Origin of the sequence: Caballeronia grimmiae (assembly GCF_022879615.1) — a bacterium.
GTDB classification, from domain to species: domain Bacteria; phylum Pseudomonadota; class Gammaproteobacteria; order Burkholderiales; family Burkholderiaceae; genus Caballeronia; species Caballeronia grimmiae.
Map to the genome: position 1 here is coordinate 267335 of NZ_CP084273.1, position 16700 is coordinate 284034.

At 62.5% G+C, this 16700-nt stretch carries 12 protein-coding genes; 4 read left to right on the top strand and 8 right to left on the bottom strand.

What is annotated here, in order from left to right:
* Window positions 1-26: 26 nt before the first annotated feature.
* From LDZ21_RS20490 to aldA, 4 genes are all read right to left on the bottom strand, one after another.
* On the bottom strand, window positions 27-1676 hold the full coding sequence (locus LDZ21_RS20490) for a GMC family oxidoreductase (RefSeq protein ID WP_244796684.1): 1650 nt from the start codon (window positions 1674-1676) through the stop codon (window positions 27-29).
* A 50-nt stretch (window positions 1677-1726) separates the two neighbouring features.
* Window positions 1727-2944: a mandelate racemase/muconate lactonizing enzyme family protein gene (locus LDZ21_RS20495; RefSeq protein WP_244796523.1), complete on the bottom strand. Its 1218-nt coding sequence runs from the start codon at window positions 2942-2944 to the stop codon at window positions 1727-1729.
* Window positions 2941-4245, bottom strand: coding sequence for an MFS transporter (locus LDZ21_RS20500; protein WP_244796524.1), 1305 nt, complete (start codon window positions 4243-4245; stop codon window positions 2941-2943). Before LDZ21_RS20500 ends, LDZ21_RS20495 begins: the two co-directional genes overlap by 4 nt.
* An 87-nt stretch (window positions 4246-4332) precedes the next feature.
* Window positions 4333-5757: an aldehyde dehydrogenase gene (gene aldA, locus LDZ21_RS20505; protein WP_244796525.1), complete on the bottom strand. Its 1425-nt coding sequence runs from the start codon at window positions 5755-5757 to the stop codon at window positions 4333-4335.
* Window positions 5758-6022: 265 nt separating this feature from the next.
* Between aldA and LDZ21_RS20510 the strand changes: the two genes are divergently transcribed.
* The 3 genes from LDZ21_RS20510 to LDZ21_RS20520 all read left to right on the top strand — a co-directional run bounded on the left by LDZ21_RS20510 (window position 6023) and on the right by LDZ21_RS20520 (window position 8861).
* Window positions 6023-7168, top strand: a complete 1146-nt coding sequence (locus LDZ21_RS20510) for a porin (protein ID WP_244796526.1) — start codon at window positions 6023-6025, stop codon at window positions 7166-7168.
* Between the two features lie 140 nt (window positions 7169-7308).
* Window positions 7309-8418: an NADH:flavin oxidoreductase/NADH oxidase gene (locus LDZ21_RS20515; protein WP_244796527.1), complete on the top strand. Its 1110-nt coding sequence runs from the start codon at window positions 7309-7311 to the stop codon at window positions 8416-8418.
* A gap of 74 nt (window positions 8419-8492) precedes the next feature.
* A complete protein-coding gene (locus LDZ21_RS20520) occupies window positions 8493-8861 on the top strand; it encodes a hypothetical protein (RefSeq protein ID WP_244796528.1) in 369 nt (122 codons plus the stop codon).
* A 28-nt stretch (window positions 8862-8889) separates the two neighbouring features.
* On the opposite strand, the gene LDZ21_RS20525 is transcribed toward LDZ21_RS20520, so the two are convergent.
* The 4 genes from LDZ21_RS20525 to LDZ21_RS20540 form a co-directional block, all read right to left on the bottom strand.
* Window positions 8890-11241, bottom strand: a complete 2352-nt coding sequence (locus tag LDZ21_RS20525) for a glycogen debranching N-terminal domain-containing protein (RefSeq protein ID WP_244796529.1) — start codon at window positions 11239-11241, stop codon at window positions 8890-8892.
* A gap of 126 nt (window positions 11242-11367) precedes the next feature.
* The gene (locus LDZ21_RS20530) at window positions 11368-12156 is read right to left on the bottom strand and encodes a hypothetical protein (RefSeq protein WP_244796530.1); all 789 of its coding nucleotides are present in this window, start codon (window positions 12154-12156) and stop codon (window positions 11368-11370) included.
* Complete coding sequence (locus LDZ21_RS20535; RefSeq protein ID WP_244796531.1) at window positions 12153-13859, bottom strand: glycosyltransferase family 4 protein; 1707 nt, start codon at window positions 13857-13859, stop codon at window positions 12153-12155. Before LDZ21_RS20535 ends, LDZ21_RS20530 begins: the two co-directional genes overlap by 4 nt.
* 328 nt (window positions 13860-14187) lie before the next feature.
* Window positions 14188-15357, bottom strand: coding sequence for a zinc-dependent alcohol dehydrogenase (locus LDZ21_RS20540; protein WP_035960002.1), 1170 nt, complete (start codon window positions 15355-15357; stop codon window positions 14188-14190).
* A gap of 338 nt (window positions 15358-15695) precedes the next feature.
* On the opposite strand from LDZ21_RS20540, the gene LDZ21_RS20545 reads away from it, so the two are divergent.
* Window positions 15696-16571, top strand: a complete 876-nt coding sequence (locus LDZ21_RS20545) for a manganese catalase family protein (protein ID WP_244796532.1) — start codon at window positions 15696-15698, stop codon at window positions 16569-16571.
* The last annotated feature ends 129 nt before the right edge of the window (window positions 16572-16700 follow it).

Sequence of the window (16700 nt, forward strand, 5' to 3'; positions counted from 1 at the left end):
CGTCCTCCGGACCATGCACACCGGCATCACGCTGCCGCCAGTTCGGCGGCTTGCGTCGCCGTCGCCTGCGCATCCTCGAGAATCATATCCGCGCCCTTCTCCGCGACCATCATCGTCGGCGCGTTGAGGTTGCCCGACGTGATGTTCGGAAAGATGGACGCATCGACGATCCGCAAGCCCGCCACGCCATGCACGCGCAACCGGTCATCGACGACGGCGGTGCGCGCGTCCGGTCCCATCGCGCACGATCCGCACAGGTGGTAGATCGAGCCGGACTGGTCGCGGAAGTACGCGAGCAGCGCTTCATCGCTCGTCACATCCGGTCCCGGCGATATCTCCTCGGCCGTGATCCGGCGCAGCGCCTCCGTATGCATGATGCGGCGAATCAGCTTGCTGCCCTGCACCGCTTCGCGCAAGTCCTTCTCGGTCGTGAGCGCGTTGATGCGAATCTTCGCTGCATCTTCCGCGCGGTTCGACGCGATCTCGATGGACCCGCGGCTCGTCGGCCGGCACGGGTTGAAGCACAGCAGGAAGCCCGAGTATGGCTCCGGTACGAGCTGCGCCTTGCTGCTCTTCGGAATGCGATACGACAGCGGGTTGAAATACAGTTGCAGATTCGGCTCGGCCTCGCGGGCATCGCCCTTGAAGAAGCCGCCCGCCTGATTCACGCTCATCGACAAAGGCCCCGTGCGCGTCAACAGATATTGCAAGCCCACCTTCACCTTGCCGATGAGCGAGCGCAATTCGTCGTTGAGCGTCTTCACCGTCGCGCGATAGTAGAAGCTCACGCACAGATGATCCTGCAGGTTCTTGCCGACAGCGGGCAGTTCATGCACGAGCGGAATGTCGTGTTGCGCGAGGAGCGTGGCATCGCCGAGGCCGGAGAGTTGCATGAGCTTCGGCGAATCGACCGCACCCGCCGACAGGATCACTTCGCGCGACGCCCCGAAACGGAGCGACTCGCCGCCACGCGAGGCAAGCACGCCGACCGCGCGCTTGTTCGCGTCGAACAACACGCGATGCACCGTGACGTTGCGCTCGATGCGCAGATTTTTTCGCCCGAGCGCCGGATGCAGGTACTCGAAGCTGCTCGACGATCGCTGTCCGTTGCGCGCGTTGACATCGTAGACGCCCGCGCCTTCGAAGTGCGGGCCGTTGAAGTCGTCGGTGCGCGGATAGCCCGCCTGCTGCGCGCCTTGCAGGAAACGTTCGCAGATGGGATGCGCCGCGCCCTTCATCGGCGAGATGCTGATCTTGCCCTGCGCGCCGTGATACTCCGTGTCGCCGAGCGGATGCGATTCGAGCTTGCGGAAATACGGCAGCACGTCGCGAAAGCCCCAGCCGCGATTGCCCGCACGCGCCCAGTCGTCGAAGTCGTGCGGCTGGCCGCGCACGTAGATCATCGCGTTGATCGAGCCGGAACCGCCCTGCACCTTGCCGCGCGGACAATACAGCGAGCGACCGTTGAGTTGCGCTTCGGGCTCGCTGTAGTACATCCAGTTGTACTCGGGGTTGTAGTAGGTCTTCGTGAAGCCCACCGGAACCTTGAACCAGAACGATGCATCCTCGCCGCCCGCTTCGAGCAGCAGCACCGAATGCTGTCCCGACTCGGACAGCCTGTCCGCGAGAATGCAGCCTGCGGAGCCCGCGCCCACGATGATGTAGTCGAATTCCATATCTTGTTGACGATTCATGTTGGATTGCGTGAGCGTTGAGTCTTTAGCCGTCAGCCCTTGGCGGGCGCGAGGTCTTTGACGTCGAAGGGTTTCGACGCCATCTGCAGATGCAGCCGATCGCCCGTATAAGGGGTATGCGCGCGCACCACGTCCATGTTCAGTTCGACGCCCAAGCCCGGCTCGCGCGACGGAATGATGTAGCCGTCTTCCCAGCGAATCGGTGTCTTCAGCACTTCGGCGTGGAAGCCGTCCCATGTGCCGATGCTTTCCTGAATCAGGAAGTTCGGCGAGCATGCGGCGATCTGCACGCTGGCCGCCGCGCCGACCGGACCGTTGTAGAGATGCGGCGCGATCTGCGCGTAATGGACTTCGGCAAGGCTCGCGATCTTCTTCGCTTCGAGCAGGCCGCCCACGCGTCCGACGTTGAATTGCAGAATCGACGCGGCGCGCGCTTCGAGCAGCTTGTGGAACTCGTACTTCGTCGTGAGGCGTTCGCCCGCTGCAATCGGAATGCTCGTCTTCGCCGCGACTTGCGCCATCGCGGCTTCGTGTCCCGGCGGCACCGGCTCTTCGAACCACAGCGGGTCGAATTTGGCGAGACGCTCGGCAAGACGGATCGCGGATGACGGCGCCATCTGCCCGTGCGTGCCGAACAGCAGGTCGGCCTTGCTGCCCACGGCGTCGCGCACCTTGCGGCAGAAGGTTTCGCAGCGATCCATCACGTCGAGCGAAAGCTGGTGTCCCGAATACGCGGTGTACGGGCCAGCGGGATCGAATTTCACGGCCGTAAAGCCGAGCGCGACGTTCTGCGCGGCGCATTCGGCGGCGAGATCGGGATCGTCGTAGTCGTACTCGCCGCGGCTGTTCTTCGGATAGAGATACGTATAGGACCGCAGCCGTTCATGCACGCGGCCGCCGAGCAGTTCGTAGACCGGCTTGCCCGCCGCCTTGCCGATGATGTCCCAGCACGCCATTTCGAGGCCGCTGACGACGCCCATCATCGTGAGGTCGGGACGCTGCGTGAAGCCGCTCGAATACGCCTCGCGATAGAAACGCTCGACGTGATGCGGATCGTGGCCGAGGAGATAGCGATCGAAGACATCGTCGATGATGTGCGTCATCGCTTTCGGATGAAACGTCGCCGAATAAATCTCGCCGACGCCTTCGATGCCGCAATCCGTGCGCAGCTTCACGAAGATCCAGTACATGCCGCCGATATGCGGCGGCGGAACCGCGACGATATACGTCTCCAGTGCGGCGATTTTCATTGTTGCGCTCCCTGGCGATTGATCCTGTGTTTGAAGACGAGTCCCGCGACGCCGCCCAGCGCGGCCATGCACGCGACATAGCCGAAATACATCTGATAGCCGAGCACGCCGGGATAGTTCTGCGTCAGATAGCCGTTCACGAGCGGCAGGAACGTATCGGGCATATAGCCGAGCACGGAGACGAGGCCGATGGCGAGACCCATCGTCTGCGCGGGGACCTTGCATTGATCGAGCAGCGACCAGTAGAGGCCGCGAATCGCGTACGTCATCACGCCGATGAAGAGGACCAGCACGGCGACCAGCGCGTGACTGGCAATGGCCGGCGCCGCGATCAGCACGAGCAGCGCCGCCGACGCGCAGAAGAGCGCCGTGACGAGCACTGAGACCTTCGAAAAACGATCGCCCAGAAAGCCACCGCCGACGCCGCCGATTGGGCGCATCCAGAGCTTGAGCGTCGTGATCGCGCCTGCCGTCACCACCGACAAGCCGATCTCCTTTTCGTGCAGATAAGCCGAGAAGCTATACGTCGCCCAGAACACCTGATAGCCGCAGAACACGATGGCCGCGAGCAGCAGCAACTCGCGGTTCTTGAAGAGCGCGGCGAGATCGTGAAACACGTTGCTGTCCTTGCGCGCTGCTTGCGCCGATACGCCCGCTTGCGGATCGCGCACCAGACCGAGCACCACGCCGAGCGCGATGCACAGGAACGCATACAGGTAGACGACGAGCTTGAAACCGGCCGCATTCGATTCGCCGTGCGTCGACGTGACCCACGCGAACAATCCGATCGCAATCGTCGCAAGCATTGCTTCGATGAGGCCGCGGCCGCCATCGAGGAAGCCGAAGAAGCGGCCCTGCTCGTCGGCGGAAGCGATCATCGACACGCGCTTGATGATCGCCGCCCAAAACGTGAGGCCGGTAGTGAGGCCCCATCCGCCGAAAATGACGACGAGCGATGCGAACGAGGGCGCCGTCGAATACCACACGCCGAGCGCGCCGGTTGCGATCAGCGAGAACGAAATGAGCATGCGCGGCGCGATGCGATCAGCGAGCCATCCGCTCGGCAGATAGCACACCAGAAAGATGATGCCGAGCGCGGAATAGAGATAGCCGAGTTGCGCTTCGCTGATATGGAAGACTTCGAGCATCGTCGGCTGATAGACCTGCCGAAGATACAGAATCGGATAGATCGCGCCTGCGGCGATCACGAGCAACGCAAGCTGCAGATAGCGGCTCGCGCTGGAAGATTCGCGCGGCGCGGCGGCCACGCTCTGGCTGGTTCGTGCTGGGTTGGAAGACAAGGCAGTGCTCCTGGACAGGCCGTTGGCACGGGCAGCAGCGCCGCCCGTGCAGACCTTCACATGTTCTTTTGATGATGGATGGAAACGTCAGTACTTCATGACGACGAGACGGGTTTGCGTGAATTCGAGCATGCCGTGCTTGCCGTCATCGCCGCCGATGCCCGAGCGCTTCCAGCCCGCGTGGAAGCCTTGATACGGATCGGCCGGAGTGCGGTTGATGTACAGCTCGCCGGCTTCGATGCCGTTGGCGACCTTCATCGCGGTGCGATAGTCTTCCGTGTAAAGCACGGACGACAGGCCGAATTGATGATCGTTGGCCATCGCGAGCGCCTCGTCCAGCGTGCGGTATGAGAGCACCGCGAGCAGCGGGCCGAAAGTCTCTTCCTGCACGATCTCCATGTCCTGGCGGCAGTTCGAAAGCAGCGTCGGCGGATAGAAGAAGCCGCGTCGCGCGGGCACTTCACCGCCCGTTTCCAGCGTTGCGCCCGCTGCAATGGCGCGGCGGACCATCGCATGGATGCCGTCGCGCGATGCCGCGTTCACAAGGGGACCCATGAAGGCGGCGTCGTCGGCGCGGGCGCCGATCTGCTTCGCGAGCATCTGTTGCTTCAGCAGGCCGACGAATTCATCGTGGATGCGCTCGTGCACGTAGACGCGCTCGATGGCCGTGCAAAGCTGCCCGCTATGCGTGAGTTTCGAGGCGACCAGCTCGCGCGCCGCCTTCTGCAAGTCCGCATCCGGCTCGATGATCGCGGGCGTCTTGCCGCCCAGTTCCAGCGACGGCTTCGCAATGTTCGCCTTGCAGTACTCAAGCACCTTGCGCCCCGCCGACACGCTGCCCGTCAGCGTGATCATGCCGACCGACGGATGCGTGCAGACGGCTTCGGCCGCCGCGTGATCCATCGCGAGGATATTGACGACGCCCGCCGGCAACGCGGCGCGTTCGACGGCGCGCGCCAGTTCCAACGCCGACAGCGGCGTGTTGTTGCTCGGACGCACGACGACCGTATTGCCCGCGATCAACGCGGGCGCGACCTTGCGCATCAGCGTGTAGATCGGGAAGTTGAACGGAATCAGACACGCGACGACACCGATCGGCTCGCGATGCAGCACGAGGTTCTCATCGGGCGTGTCGCTCGGAATGACTTCGCCTTCGATGCGGCGCGCCCATTCCGCGTGATAGCGCGTGATCTCGGCGGCATAGACCGCTTCGTTGGTGGCATCCGCCACGCTCTTGCCGGATTCGATCGCGAGCGCCGCGCCGATGCGGCCCGACGCTTCGACGATCGCATCCGCGAGGCGGCGCATGTGCGCGGCGCGTTCAGCGGCGGTCGTCGCGCGCCAGCCCTTTTGCGCGGCGGCAGCATGCGCGACGGCGGCAAGCGCCTCGTCGCGCGAGGCGTGATGCACGTGCCCCGCCACTTCGCCGGTGGCCGGATTGAGGACAGCGGCAATATCACCGCCGGCGGGCTCGATGAAACGTCCGTTCACGAAATTGCGTTCTGGCTTCATGCGTCTCGATTCTTCCTTGTCGGTTGACGGGCCGGCTTGCGGCGTTTTGTCCACTAGGCGGCGGGCCATTCTTTCGCGCCTCGCGCTGCAACGACAAGCGAAGTTTTCGCTGGCAAAGCATTCGAAAAACTCACGCTTGGCCTGCGACTAAATCCTTTGAAGAACACGCACGGCTGAAGCACAATTCGTCGCTCGGCGCGCGCCGATCGATCAACTTTCTTTAGAAGCTAGCTTTCCTAAATAAGTAGAAGAGTTCGAGACACTCATGAGAATCAAAACCTTATTGCTCGCGGCGCTTGGCTGCGCATCCTCCACCGTCTTCGCGCAAAGCAGCGTCACGCTATACGGCGTGCTCGACGAAGGCATCGACTACACGAGCAATGTCGCGTCGAAAGACGTGTACGAACTGACGAGCGGCTATGCGTCGGGCAGCCGCTGGGGCATGCGCGGCGTCGAAGATCTGGGCGGCGGCGCCCAGGCCGTATTCCAGCTCGAAAGCGGCGTGAATCTCAGCAATGGCGCGGCCGGACAAGGCGGACGCATGTTCGGCCGGCAAGCGTATGTCGGCGTGCAGAGCGCCCGGCTCGGCGCGGTGACGCTCGGACGCCAGTACGATTCCGTAGTCGACTATCTCGCACCGATGACGGCCAACGGCAACTTCGCCGGTTATCTGTTCGCGCATCCGTTCGACAACGACAACACGGACAATTCGTTCCGCGTCAACAACACGGTCAAGTACGCGAGCCCTTCTTTCGGCGGCTTCAGGTTCGGCGGCACGTATAGCTTCAGCAACGCGTCGAGCTTCGCGAATAACAGGCAATACAGCGTGGGCGCATCGTATGCGAATGGCGGCCTTGCAATGGGCGCGGCGTATCTGCATGCGAACGATCCCGGCCTGACCGATAACGGCGCAATCGCGGCCAACGACGCGAGCTTCGTCGCAAAGCGCATGCAGGTGTTCGGCGCGGGCATCAACTACACGTTCGGCGCGGCCACGGCGGGATTCGCGTACACGAATGCGAGTTATCGCGACCCCGTGACGAACGGCTATATCGGCGGATCGCTCGCCGCCGAAGGCAATACGCTGCGGAATCTGCGCTATCAGAACTTCGAAGTGAACGGCAAGTACCAGTTCAGCCCCGCGCTGTTCGTCGGCGCGCAGTATGTCTATTCGATGGAAACCTACGATTCGACCGCCGGCAAGGTGAAGCCCAAGATTCACTCGGCGGGCGTGATGGCCGACTATCTGTTGTCGAAGCGCACCGACGTGTATGTGCAGGGCGTGTATCAGAAGATCGCGGGATCGTCGACGGACTCGGTGCTCGATCATGCATACGTTCCGGGCGCGCAAGGCGTGTCGTCGAATTCGGAGCAGTTCGTCGCGCGCGTGGCGCTGAGGCACGCGTTCTGACGTAGTCCGCCGTGACGCTGAAGGCCGCTCCGTATTCGTACGAAGCGGCCTTTTTTGCTTCACGCGCCGGAATAGCGATTGCTGCCGTTCACGCAACGGCGTCGTCTTGCTGGCGGCGCTGCAACGAACCGGAGAACCACGTGGCACAACCACCCGCACTCTTTACACCGGCGCGCGTTCGCAGCCTGGAACTGGCGAACCGCATCGTCATTGCGCCGATGTGTCAGTACTCCGCCGACGACGGCTGCATGACCGAGTGGCATCTGATTCATCTCGGGCAACTGGCCATGTCGGGCGCGGCGCTGCTCACGATAGAAGCGACGGCCGTTCTGCCGGAAGGCCGCATCACCTGGGCGGACGTCGGCTTATGGAACGACGAGACAGAAGCCGCCATCGACCGGACGTTGAAAGGCATTCGCCGCTGGTCCGACATGCCGATCGCGATTCAGCTGAGTCACGCGGGGCGCAAGGCATCGACGGAAGTGCCGTGGGAAGGCGGAGCGCAGCTTCCGCCAGATGATCCGCACGGCTGGCAGACCGAAGCGCCGTCATCCGTGTCGTTCGAAGCCAGCGAAACGCCGCCCGTCGAACTCGATCGCGCGGGGCTTGCACGCATCCGCGATGCGTTCGCCGCGTCCACTGCGCGCGCCGCCCGGCTCGGCATCGACCTGATTCAGATTCACGCGGCGCATGGCTACCTGCTGCATCAGTTTTTATCGCCGCTTTCCAACCGGCGCGACGACGAATACGGCGGCTCGCTCGAGAACCGCATGCGTTTTCCGCTCGAAATATTCGATGCCGTGCGCGCCGCGTTCCCCGATGACCGCCCGGTGACGATTCGCGTATCCGGCACGGATTGGGTCGATGGCGGATGGGACATCGAGCAGACGATTGCGTTCGCGCGGGCGCTGGACGCGCGCGGCTGCGATGCGATCCACGTGTCGAGCGGCGGACTCGATCCCGCGCAGCAGATTCCTGTCGGTCCGAGCTATCAGGTGCCGCTTGCGCGGGCGGTCAAGGCGGCGGTGAAAATGCCGGTCGTGGCCGTCGGGCTGATAACGGGCATCGAGCAGGCGGAGGGAATCATCGGCACGGGCGACGCCGACATGATCGCGCTGGCCCGCACCGCGCTCTACGACCCGCGTTGGCCGTGGCACGCGGCGGCGGAACTCGGCGCGCACGTGCGGGCGCCGAAGCAGTATTTGCGCTCGCAGCCTCACAAGTACCGGGATTTGTTCGACGAGGACTGACGCGCGGCACGCGCCGGCGCTGCGGCGTGCTATCTTCAAAGCGTCGCGCGTGGAAGTTCGAAGCTGTCGCCATCATGAGTCAAGTCCGCTATCCACTCGGCCCCGACGATCGGGTGCATCTCCTGTGCTGGCTCACATGCGGCTTTCTCGGCGCGTATTACCTCGAAGGCGCGTGGCCCGATCCGTCGTTTCAGGTGCGGGCGGCGCATCGCTGGCTGGAGCGGCATCAGCGCGCCGCCGACTGGATCGAGACCGCAAAGCTATCGGTCAAGGCGCAGGCGCTTGCATCGCGCTTTCGTCCGATGCTCGATACCGACGCCGGCCGCCGCGCCATCGAGCAGATGATTGAGGCCGACGAACTCGACTACGACAGCGCCGTGGTGCAGCGCATCTTCAGTGCATGTGTGATCGAGTTGACGCAGCGGGGGCGGCCCTCGCGATAGACTAATCAGTCATCCGTAATTTCGATGCTCACTCGCGTGCGCTATCGGCGATGGTGAAGGTCGCGCCTTCGCTGCGAACGATCTTCACCGCATGCTTGCCGGACGCCTCTCGCGAAACCTTCACGCTGAACGACCCTGCCCCGACCTGAACGTTCTCGACGGTGACGTCGCCCCACTCGGGCGGCAAGCCCAAGGGGTCGATCGTCACGTGCGACGTCCGTCCATCGACGACGATGCCCAGCGCCGACTGAATCAGCGAGAAAGGAATGCCGGCCGTCCAGGCCTGAATCAGATTCGCCGACTTGTATTCGACTGGTGCAACACCGGCCTCGCGTTCGTATCCGCAAAACAGTTCGGGAAGGCGATAGTTGAACGCTTTTGCGGTCTCGAGCGTCGCGGAAAGAATGCTCTCGACGGCTCCGGCGGACCTCACGTTGCTTGCGCTCCACGCAGCGATCGCCATTTCGTGCGGCCAGCAAGGACCGCGATGGTACAAGTCGGGCTTATAGCGCGCTTCGTCCTCCGCCAAGGTACGAATGCCCCACCCGGAGAACAGCGGCGCACTGAGCGCATCAGCCAGGATCGACGCCGCCCGGTGCGCGGGAACGACGTCGCACCACGGCAGATGGACCATATTCGAAGCGCGTACGCGGCACGGGTTTTTGTCGCCATCCAGCGCCAGCGCATAGTAACCCTTGTCTTCCTGCCAGAACGACGCGTCGAAGCGCGCGAGAATGACTTCGGCTGCGGCACCGCAGAACCCGGCACGTTTCCGGAAGCCCAGTGCGGTTGCCATCTCGCATCCGGCGCGCCAGGCGGAATACGCGTAGCCTTGTACCTCGCACAAAGCGATGGGCCCGCGAGGGAACGTACCGTCTTCGTGCATGATCGCGTCCCACGAATCCTTCCAGCCCTGATTCGCGAGACCCTGGCCCGGGTCCGCTGCGTATTCGATGAAACCGTCGCCGTCCTGATCGCCGTAGTCGCTCATCCACTGCAATGCTAGGTCGACCTGAGGCCACAGGCTGCGCAGCAGAGCATCATCGCCGGAGCGCACCCAATAGGCATGAACGCAGATGACGAAAAGTATCGTCGTGTCCACGCTGCCGTAATAGCAGTAAAACGGATTGAGCCTCGCTCTCGATGTCTCGCCCAGACGCCTTTCATGCATGGTCTTGCCGGGCCACGCCTGCCGGAAGGTGTCGACCTCCGTGGCCTGATACTTCGCATGATGGAGCAAGACGCCCTTCATGATTTGCGGGCTGAACTGCAGTGTCTGCAACCCGGTGATGAGGCCGTCACGTCCAAAGGGCACCGCAAACCAGGGCAATCCGGCGACAGGATAAGGGCCAGTGTCCAGCGTCACGGTCATGATCGACAGGTCTGCTTCGGCGCGCGTGACCCAATTGTTCACGTCCGCATTCGTGGAGCGGACGTTGCAGCCGCCAGCGAACGCCGCAAGCCTGCTGTGTTTGAGGACGTCCCAGGCCTTCGTCCAGGATTCCACGTCCACGGTCGATGCCTGTGCTCCAGCCTGAAAGACCAGTTTCCACGTTTCGCCAGATTGCAGGCTTCTGGCAAAGCGCATCGTTCCGGCTTGCGAGCCGACCGGATGCTCCGATGCTTCGATTGCGCTGCGTAAGCGCCGCCCGTCCAGGGTGTCGTACTCCACGCTCTGCCCGGACGTTCCGAGCTTCGCGGGATGGAGCGTGCCTCGCGGGCCTTTCGGCGGGAACCTGACGTAGAAGGTATCGAAGAAGTCGGCTGCGAAATCGACGTCTATGGATATGTCTTCGATTCCGCTTCCGCTATTCGTCGTCTCCATGCTGATCCACAGGTCCGATTCGCCGAACGTATAGGTGACGGTCAAACCGATATGATCGTGAGCCGCCGAGCAATACGTGAACGCGAAATACGACAGCGTCGAGTCGGTGCTGGAGCTTTGCAGCCGGCAAGCCGCGCCGTTGAGCCGGAAGCGAAACAGCGACACGATCCGCATGTCGTCGACATAGAATCCTGTTTCGCCGTTCTTTGCACTGTCGATGTCGCCATCGTTGGAAATGACGACGAGCGCCGACGCACCCGCCCGGCTGATGAACGATGTCGAGACGGCGCGTTGCGGATCTGGCTGATCATCGCCCGCATTGCTTAGTTTTCCGAATATGTCCCATGCGGGAAGCGCGGGCTCGCCAGCCGAATCCGGGCTCAGGCGCGGGATGCCGACGGTGTCATCGAGATCGGGAGTGCGTAAGCCCGCGGTTCTTGCGCGCGGCGAGCCTGCGCCGCGTCGGGAGATGGCCCAGCGCGATGGCGGCGACCATCGATGAAGGTTGCGGGAACGCCAGCGCGTTCGCGAAACGGGTATCTGGAACTTCGCCACTGGCGCGCCCTCTATCGCAGATTGAAATGGTCGAGGGAGACGCCCGGCGATGGATACCTATAACACTTTTTGTCTAGGCCACGGCAATGCATCGGTCTGACCACGTGATTGCGTGTGCGTTGCGAACTATCGCGGCAACGCGGCTTTGCAGACTCTCAGGCTGGGCTTGGGCTTGTCAGCAAGACCTTCCCAGTGAGCGTAAAGGAAGTTGATGATGGCCTCTTCCGTCTCCTGGCCCCGAACTCCGTTGATAGTGTAGAACAGCCTTACTGCGAACAGCAAGGCGATTACCGCCGTCGCCGCTGTCCAGAAGGGTCCGATCTGTCCGTGTCTTACAACGACGCACGGCGCCACGAAAAGAACCGGGGCGATGAACCCGATCACGAGATTGATTTCCGCCTCCATGTGATCGGTGGACAGCGCCGGAACCTTTGTGCGCAGCCAAAGCTTGCAATACTCGCGCACATAAAACTCCGGGGGGCGGATGAGGCCGTGAGTCTTATAGTCCGCTTCGTGATTCGCCAGTTCGAAAACCTTGTATTGGCCGATCACGCTATCCACCTTGTCGCTTCCATAGATGAAGCGCATCTGTTCGAGCATCTTGCTGACATAACGAGCCGGACGCCAGCCCTGCCGCAGCCATGCCGTGCTCAGGGCGAAGGTGGTTTCACGCGAGATATAGCCGAGCACGTACGAGACGGCCAGCACCAGCATGACGAGCAGGGCCAGCGCAAAAGATTGCGACCCGAAATTTTTCGTGAGCCACGCGATAAGCGCGCCTTGCTGGCTGATGTCGGTCCAGAAAACGACAGCCAATGCCTCGCAGAGCAGGAGAAAGCCGGGCGTCAGCACGCCGAGGATAAGAAGTCGTGCGCGGCTGCCGATCATTCCAGCGAGGTTGCCTACTTCCTTCAAGGCTCCTTCCATCCGACGCTCCCGGTTGAGGCGGTGACAAGGCCCTGCGATCGACTCAGGCAGATTACACGCTCTGTCGCGCTTGCGCCAACTCGTGCGTGATCCCAGCGTGCCGCCGCGAACGGATGATCTGTCAGCACTAGACGCGCTTGAAGCAGGAGGGTATCGCCGTTTAGTTGCGTCCAGTAAGGGCTAGGGCCGATGAAACTGACGCCAGCGAGCGCACACCGCAAATCAGCGCCGACTTCGAGTTGCCCTTCCGGGTCCACGACGAGCACCACTGCGCTCGAGTCGAGTAGCGACCCAAGGTCATCGTCAGGCGCGCAGTCCTCGATAACCAGCCCCGGAAAGAGGCGAGCGAGCGGGGCCAGTTCGCGGCCGAACGCGCTCGACGTTACGACTATCGGGGCAGCGCGCGGCATACGGACTGCATGCCGCACCGGAACGGTGATCGTAGGCGTCGGAAGGAACGTCGCGTCGTGGCCCGTGGGTCTGGCGACATGACTCAACGACCACTGCTGTGGCGCATTCCAACCGGTCCTGCGCTCGCATGACTCGACGATGGACTCTAGCTTCATGGCGACTGCGCTCCATGTCAGCGCGCCCGCGAACGCCATGCTTTTCGCGCTCAAATCATTTCGAAGCGTCTCGTCCGAATACAACGACTCCAAGGCCCGCACCGCCGATTCCCTGTCGATGAAATGGCGGACGATGCCGAACTCATCGACAACGGTTCCCGCATCCTCGACGATCATTCCGCAACGCTGCACCAGTTCTTTTGTCGCGCTGAAGCCGCCCGCAACGGTCGGCACGCCCGCAGCGGCCGCCTGAAGCGTCGGCAGGCCGAAGCCTTCTCCCCACGAGCAAAGCAGATGAACGTCGGAAGCCTGATACAGGCTGGCCACTTCATCCATTGTCAATGCCTTGCAACTGTGCGTATTCGCCAGTTTGACTATGTCGCGAAGACCGAGGCTGTCGATGTCTGTCTGAAGATCGTAGAGATACGCGCCATGCTCGGCATCGGCGACGATGTTCGTGTTGAGCAGCAGCGCGAAATCGTTCTTTCCCGAAGCGAAAGCCTTCACGATATCGAGCAGTCTCGGCAGCAACTTGCGCCGATGATTGCGCGCATCGGATAGGATGACGAACTTTCCATCGAGATCGAAGCGGCGCTTGGCAGCGTGTTTGTCGGGCGGCGGCCGAAATAGATGCTCATCGAAGCCATGCGGCACGTACGCTGCGGCGATCCCTGAACGCGCAGACGATTCGACGCCGAACATGCTCATCGCGATGCGCTGGTCCGCCTGCGCCAGAATGCGAACCCACGCGTCGGGCAGGGAACCATCGGGCAATGTGCCGTCGACGGGATAGTAGATGATCCAGCTTATCCCGCTCGCATCGAGCGTATCTCGAACGGATTGCTGTGCAAGGTAATAGACCCAAGGCACATCGCCGAGTGTAACGAGCACATTAGGCTGGAATGACTGAATGGCCTGACGCAGTTCTTCGATACAGCTTTCAGGACTGACCGGACAGGCGATCACGTTCAGATCGTCCGTTGGCGGCCGGGCGCCTTCGGTCCACCAGCCCAGTACGGTGACCGCATGCCCGCGCCTTTGCAGGCAAGCGCAAAGCTCACGTGTGACGAGTCCAAAGCCGCTGGGGCGGTCGGGTGCATCCGACATCCAGAGAATCCTGGCCATTTGCGCTCCTTACCGCGCGTCGGCGGCGAAAGCTATTCAGGCTCTTGATTCAGGACTGTTGAAGCGGATTGCCGTTATCGATTCATCGGCTCATTGCGTCGGTAGCAGGCGGCCAGGGTCGCGTCGACCTCGGGCGGCATGAACGAAGGAGACCACGACGGAAGTGGCCGGTCAAGCAGGACCGGCCCTTAGCGATGAAAAACCGGGGAAGAGACTGTATGCGCGTCGAGGCAGCGGTATCGCCGCATTCACGCGATCGACCGGAGAGTACGACACGCACGAAAACCAAATCACCCGCACGCCGGACGACGCGCGGGCTCGATCAACATCAAGGCTTCAGCACGACCTTGATACAGCCGTCCTTCTTGTCGCGGAACGTCTCGTACATGCCCGCACCTTCGGACAGCGGCAGCGTATGCGTAATGACGAACGACGGATCGATCTGTCCTTCCTGAATACGGTGCAGCAGATCATCGGTCCAGCGCTTCACGTGCGTCTGCCCCATGCGCCACGTCAGCCCCTTGTTCATCGACGCGCCGAACGGAATCTTGTCGATGAGACCGCCGTAGACGCCCGGCACCGACAGCGTGCCCGCCGGCCGGCACACATAGATCATTTCGCGCAGCACGTGCGGGCGGTCCGTTTCGAGCATCACGGCCTGCTTCGCGCGGTCGTAGATGGCGTCGATGGAACGCGTTGCGTGCGATTCCATCCCGACCGCATCGATGCACTTTTCCGGGCCCTTGCCCTGCGTGAGATCGCGCAGGCGTTCCAGCACGCTCTCTTCCTTGAAATTGATGACGATGGCGCCGCCCGCACGGGCCATCTCGAGCCGCTCCGGCACCCAGTCGATGGCGATCACCTGCTTCGCGCCGAGCAGCACGGCGCTGCGAATCGCCATCTGGCCGACGGGGCCTGCGCCCCAGATCGCCACCGTGTCCGTCGGTTCGATGTCGCATTGCACCGCAGCCTGCCAGCCGGTCGGAAAGATGTCGCCGAGAAACAGCACTTGCTCGTCGGTGAGTCCATCCGGAATCTTCACGTGGGTCTTGTCCGCGAACGGCACGCGCACGTATTCGGCCTGCCCGCCCGGATAGCCGCCCGTCAGATGCGTATAGCCGAACAGTCCCGCCGTGGTATGGCCAAACAGTTTGTCGGCGACATCCTTGTTGCGATTGCTGCGCTCGCACACGGAGAAGTTGCCGCGCCGGCACTGCTCGCACTCGCCGCAGGTGATGGTGAACGGCACGACGATGCGGTCGCCCTTCTTCAGCGCGCTGTTCTCGCTGCCGACTTCGACCACTTCGCCCATGAACTCGTGGCCCATGATGTCGCCGGATTCCATGCCGGGCATGAAGCCGTCGAAGAGGTGCAGATCAGAGCCGCAGATCGCGCACGTCGTCACCTTGATGATCGCATCGCGCGGATGCTCGATCACCGGGTCCGGAACGGTTTCGTATCGAATGTCCTTCTTGCCCTGCCATATCAGCGCCTTCATTGCTTGCCTCCTGCGGGAGTGAGTAGTCGTGCCGCGCGTGGGTCCGTTCGCTCGACGTACCAAGCGACGACCGTAGCCCGATTCAAGCAACGCGTGTTCCGCACCGCAAACAACGCAAGTCTTGCAACCGTGAAAGGCAGCGCAGACGGCATATCGAACGCGCGCACAACGGCGTGCACTGCAGCAACGCGCCGCAAAGCGCGTGAGCCGTGATGGCTATCGACCCAATTGGCAAATTGAAACGCCGTGGGAATAGGCACTGCTGCGGAATGATTGCGCCCGCCGGACGATGCACGCGACACGGCGGCGTTTCTCACATCACAGTCAAGGAGGCTGCCATGTTCATTCACAACAAGCGCCTGCAGTACACGGTGCGTGTTTCAACGCCGAATCCCGGTCTCGCCAATCTCATGCTCGAACAGTTCGGCGGCCCACAAGGCGAGCTTGCCGCCGCCATGCGCTACTTTACGCAAGCCGTTACCGAAGACGATCCGGGCCGCAAGGACTTGCTGTTCGATATCGCCACCGAGGAGATGAGCCACCTCGAGGTGATCGGCAATGTCGTCGCGATGCTCAACAAGGGCGCGAAGGGCACGCTTGCCGAAGCCGTCGAGGGAGAAGCGGAGTTGTATCGCACGATCACGAGCAACGGTAACGATTCGCATACCACGTCCCTGCTTTTCGGCGCAGGCTCGCCGCTCACGAATTCCGCGGGCGTGCCCTGGACGGCGGCGTACATCGACACCATCGGCGATCCGACCGCCGACCTGCGCTCGAACATCGCGGCCGAGGCACGCGCGAAGATCCTGTATGAGCGTCTCATCAACGTCACGGATGACCCCGGCATCAAGGATGCGCTCGGCTTCCTGATGACCCGCGAAATCGCGCATCAGAAGTCGTTCGAAAAGGCGCTGCATTCGATTCAGCCGAACTTCCCGCAAGGCAAGCTGCCGGGCAAGCCGGAGTTCACGAGCGTGTACTTCAACATGTCACAAGGCGATGACATGCGCGGCCCGTGGAACGAAGGCGGCGACTGGCAGTATGTCGAGCAGCCGCAGCCGGCCGTCGATGGCGGCGATGGCACCGCGAGCGTCAATGTCAGCGCGGCGGAAGAGCAGGCGCTCGCCAGCTTCGCGACGCGCACCGAGTCCAATCCCGCCGCCGATCCGGCAACCGGCGTGGACCTCGGCTCGGGACAGGGCAAGATCGTATGAACGATGGTCGACGGAGGGCTCGTCGTGAGACGGGCTCTCAGACGAAACATGGACACGGCAATATCGTCGGGGGCGCGGTGTCGGCTGCATGACATTTGGTGCACGCTCACCGCATAAATCGTGCACACT

Bases quoted from the DNA above. Each gene is read 5' to 3' on its own strand.
- LDZ21_RS20545 (WP_244796532.1), top strand. From the start codon at position 15,696: ATGTTCATTCACAACAAGCGCCTGCAGTACACGGTGCGTGTTTCAACG.
- LDZ21_RS20520 (WP_244796528.1), top strand. From the start codon at position 8,493: ATGAGTCAAGTCCGCTATCCACTCGGCCCCGACGATCGGGTGCATCTC.
- aldA (WP_244796525.1), bottom strand. From the start codon at position 5,757: ATGAAGCCAGAACGCAATTTCGTGAACGGACGTTTCATCGAGCCCGCC.
- LDZ21_RS20510 (WP_244796526.1), top strand. From the start codon at position 6,023: ATGAGAATCAAAACCTTATTGCTCGCGGCGCTTGGCTGCGCATCCTCC.
- LDZ21_RS20490 (WP_244796684.1), bottom strand. From the start codon at position 1,676: ATGGAATTCGACTACATCATCGTGGGCGCGGGCTCCGCAGGCTGCATT.
- LDZ21_RS20535 (WP_244796531.1), bottom strand. From the start codon at position 13,859: ATGGCCAGGATTCTCTGGATGTCGGATGCACCCGACCGCCCCAGCGGC.
- LDZ21_RS20540 (WP_035960002.1), bottom strand. From the start codon at position 15,357: ATGAAGGCGCTGATATGGCAGGGCAAGAAGGACATTCGATACGAAACC.
- LDZ21_RS20495 (WP_244796523.1), bottom strand. From the start codon at position 2,944: ATGAAAATCGCCGCACTGGAGACGTATATCGTCGCGGTTCCGCCGCCG.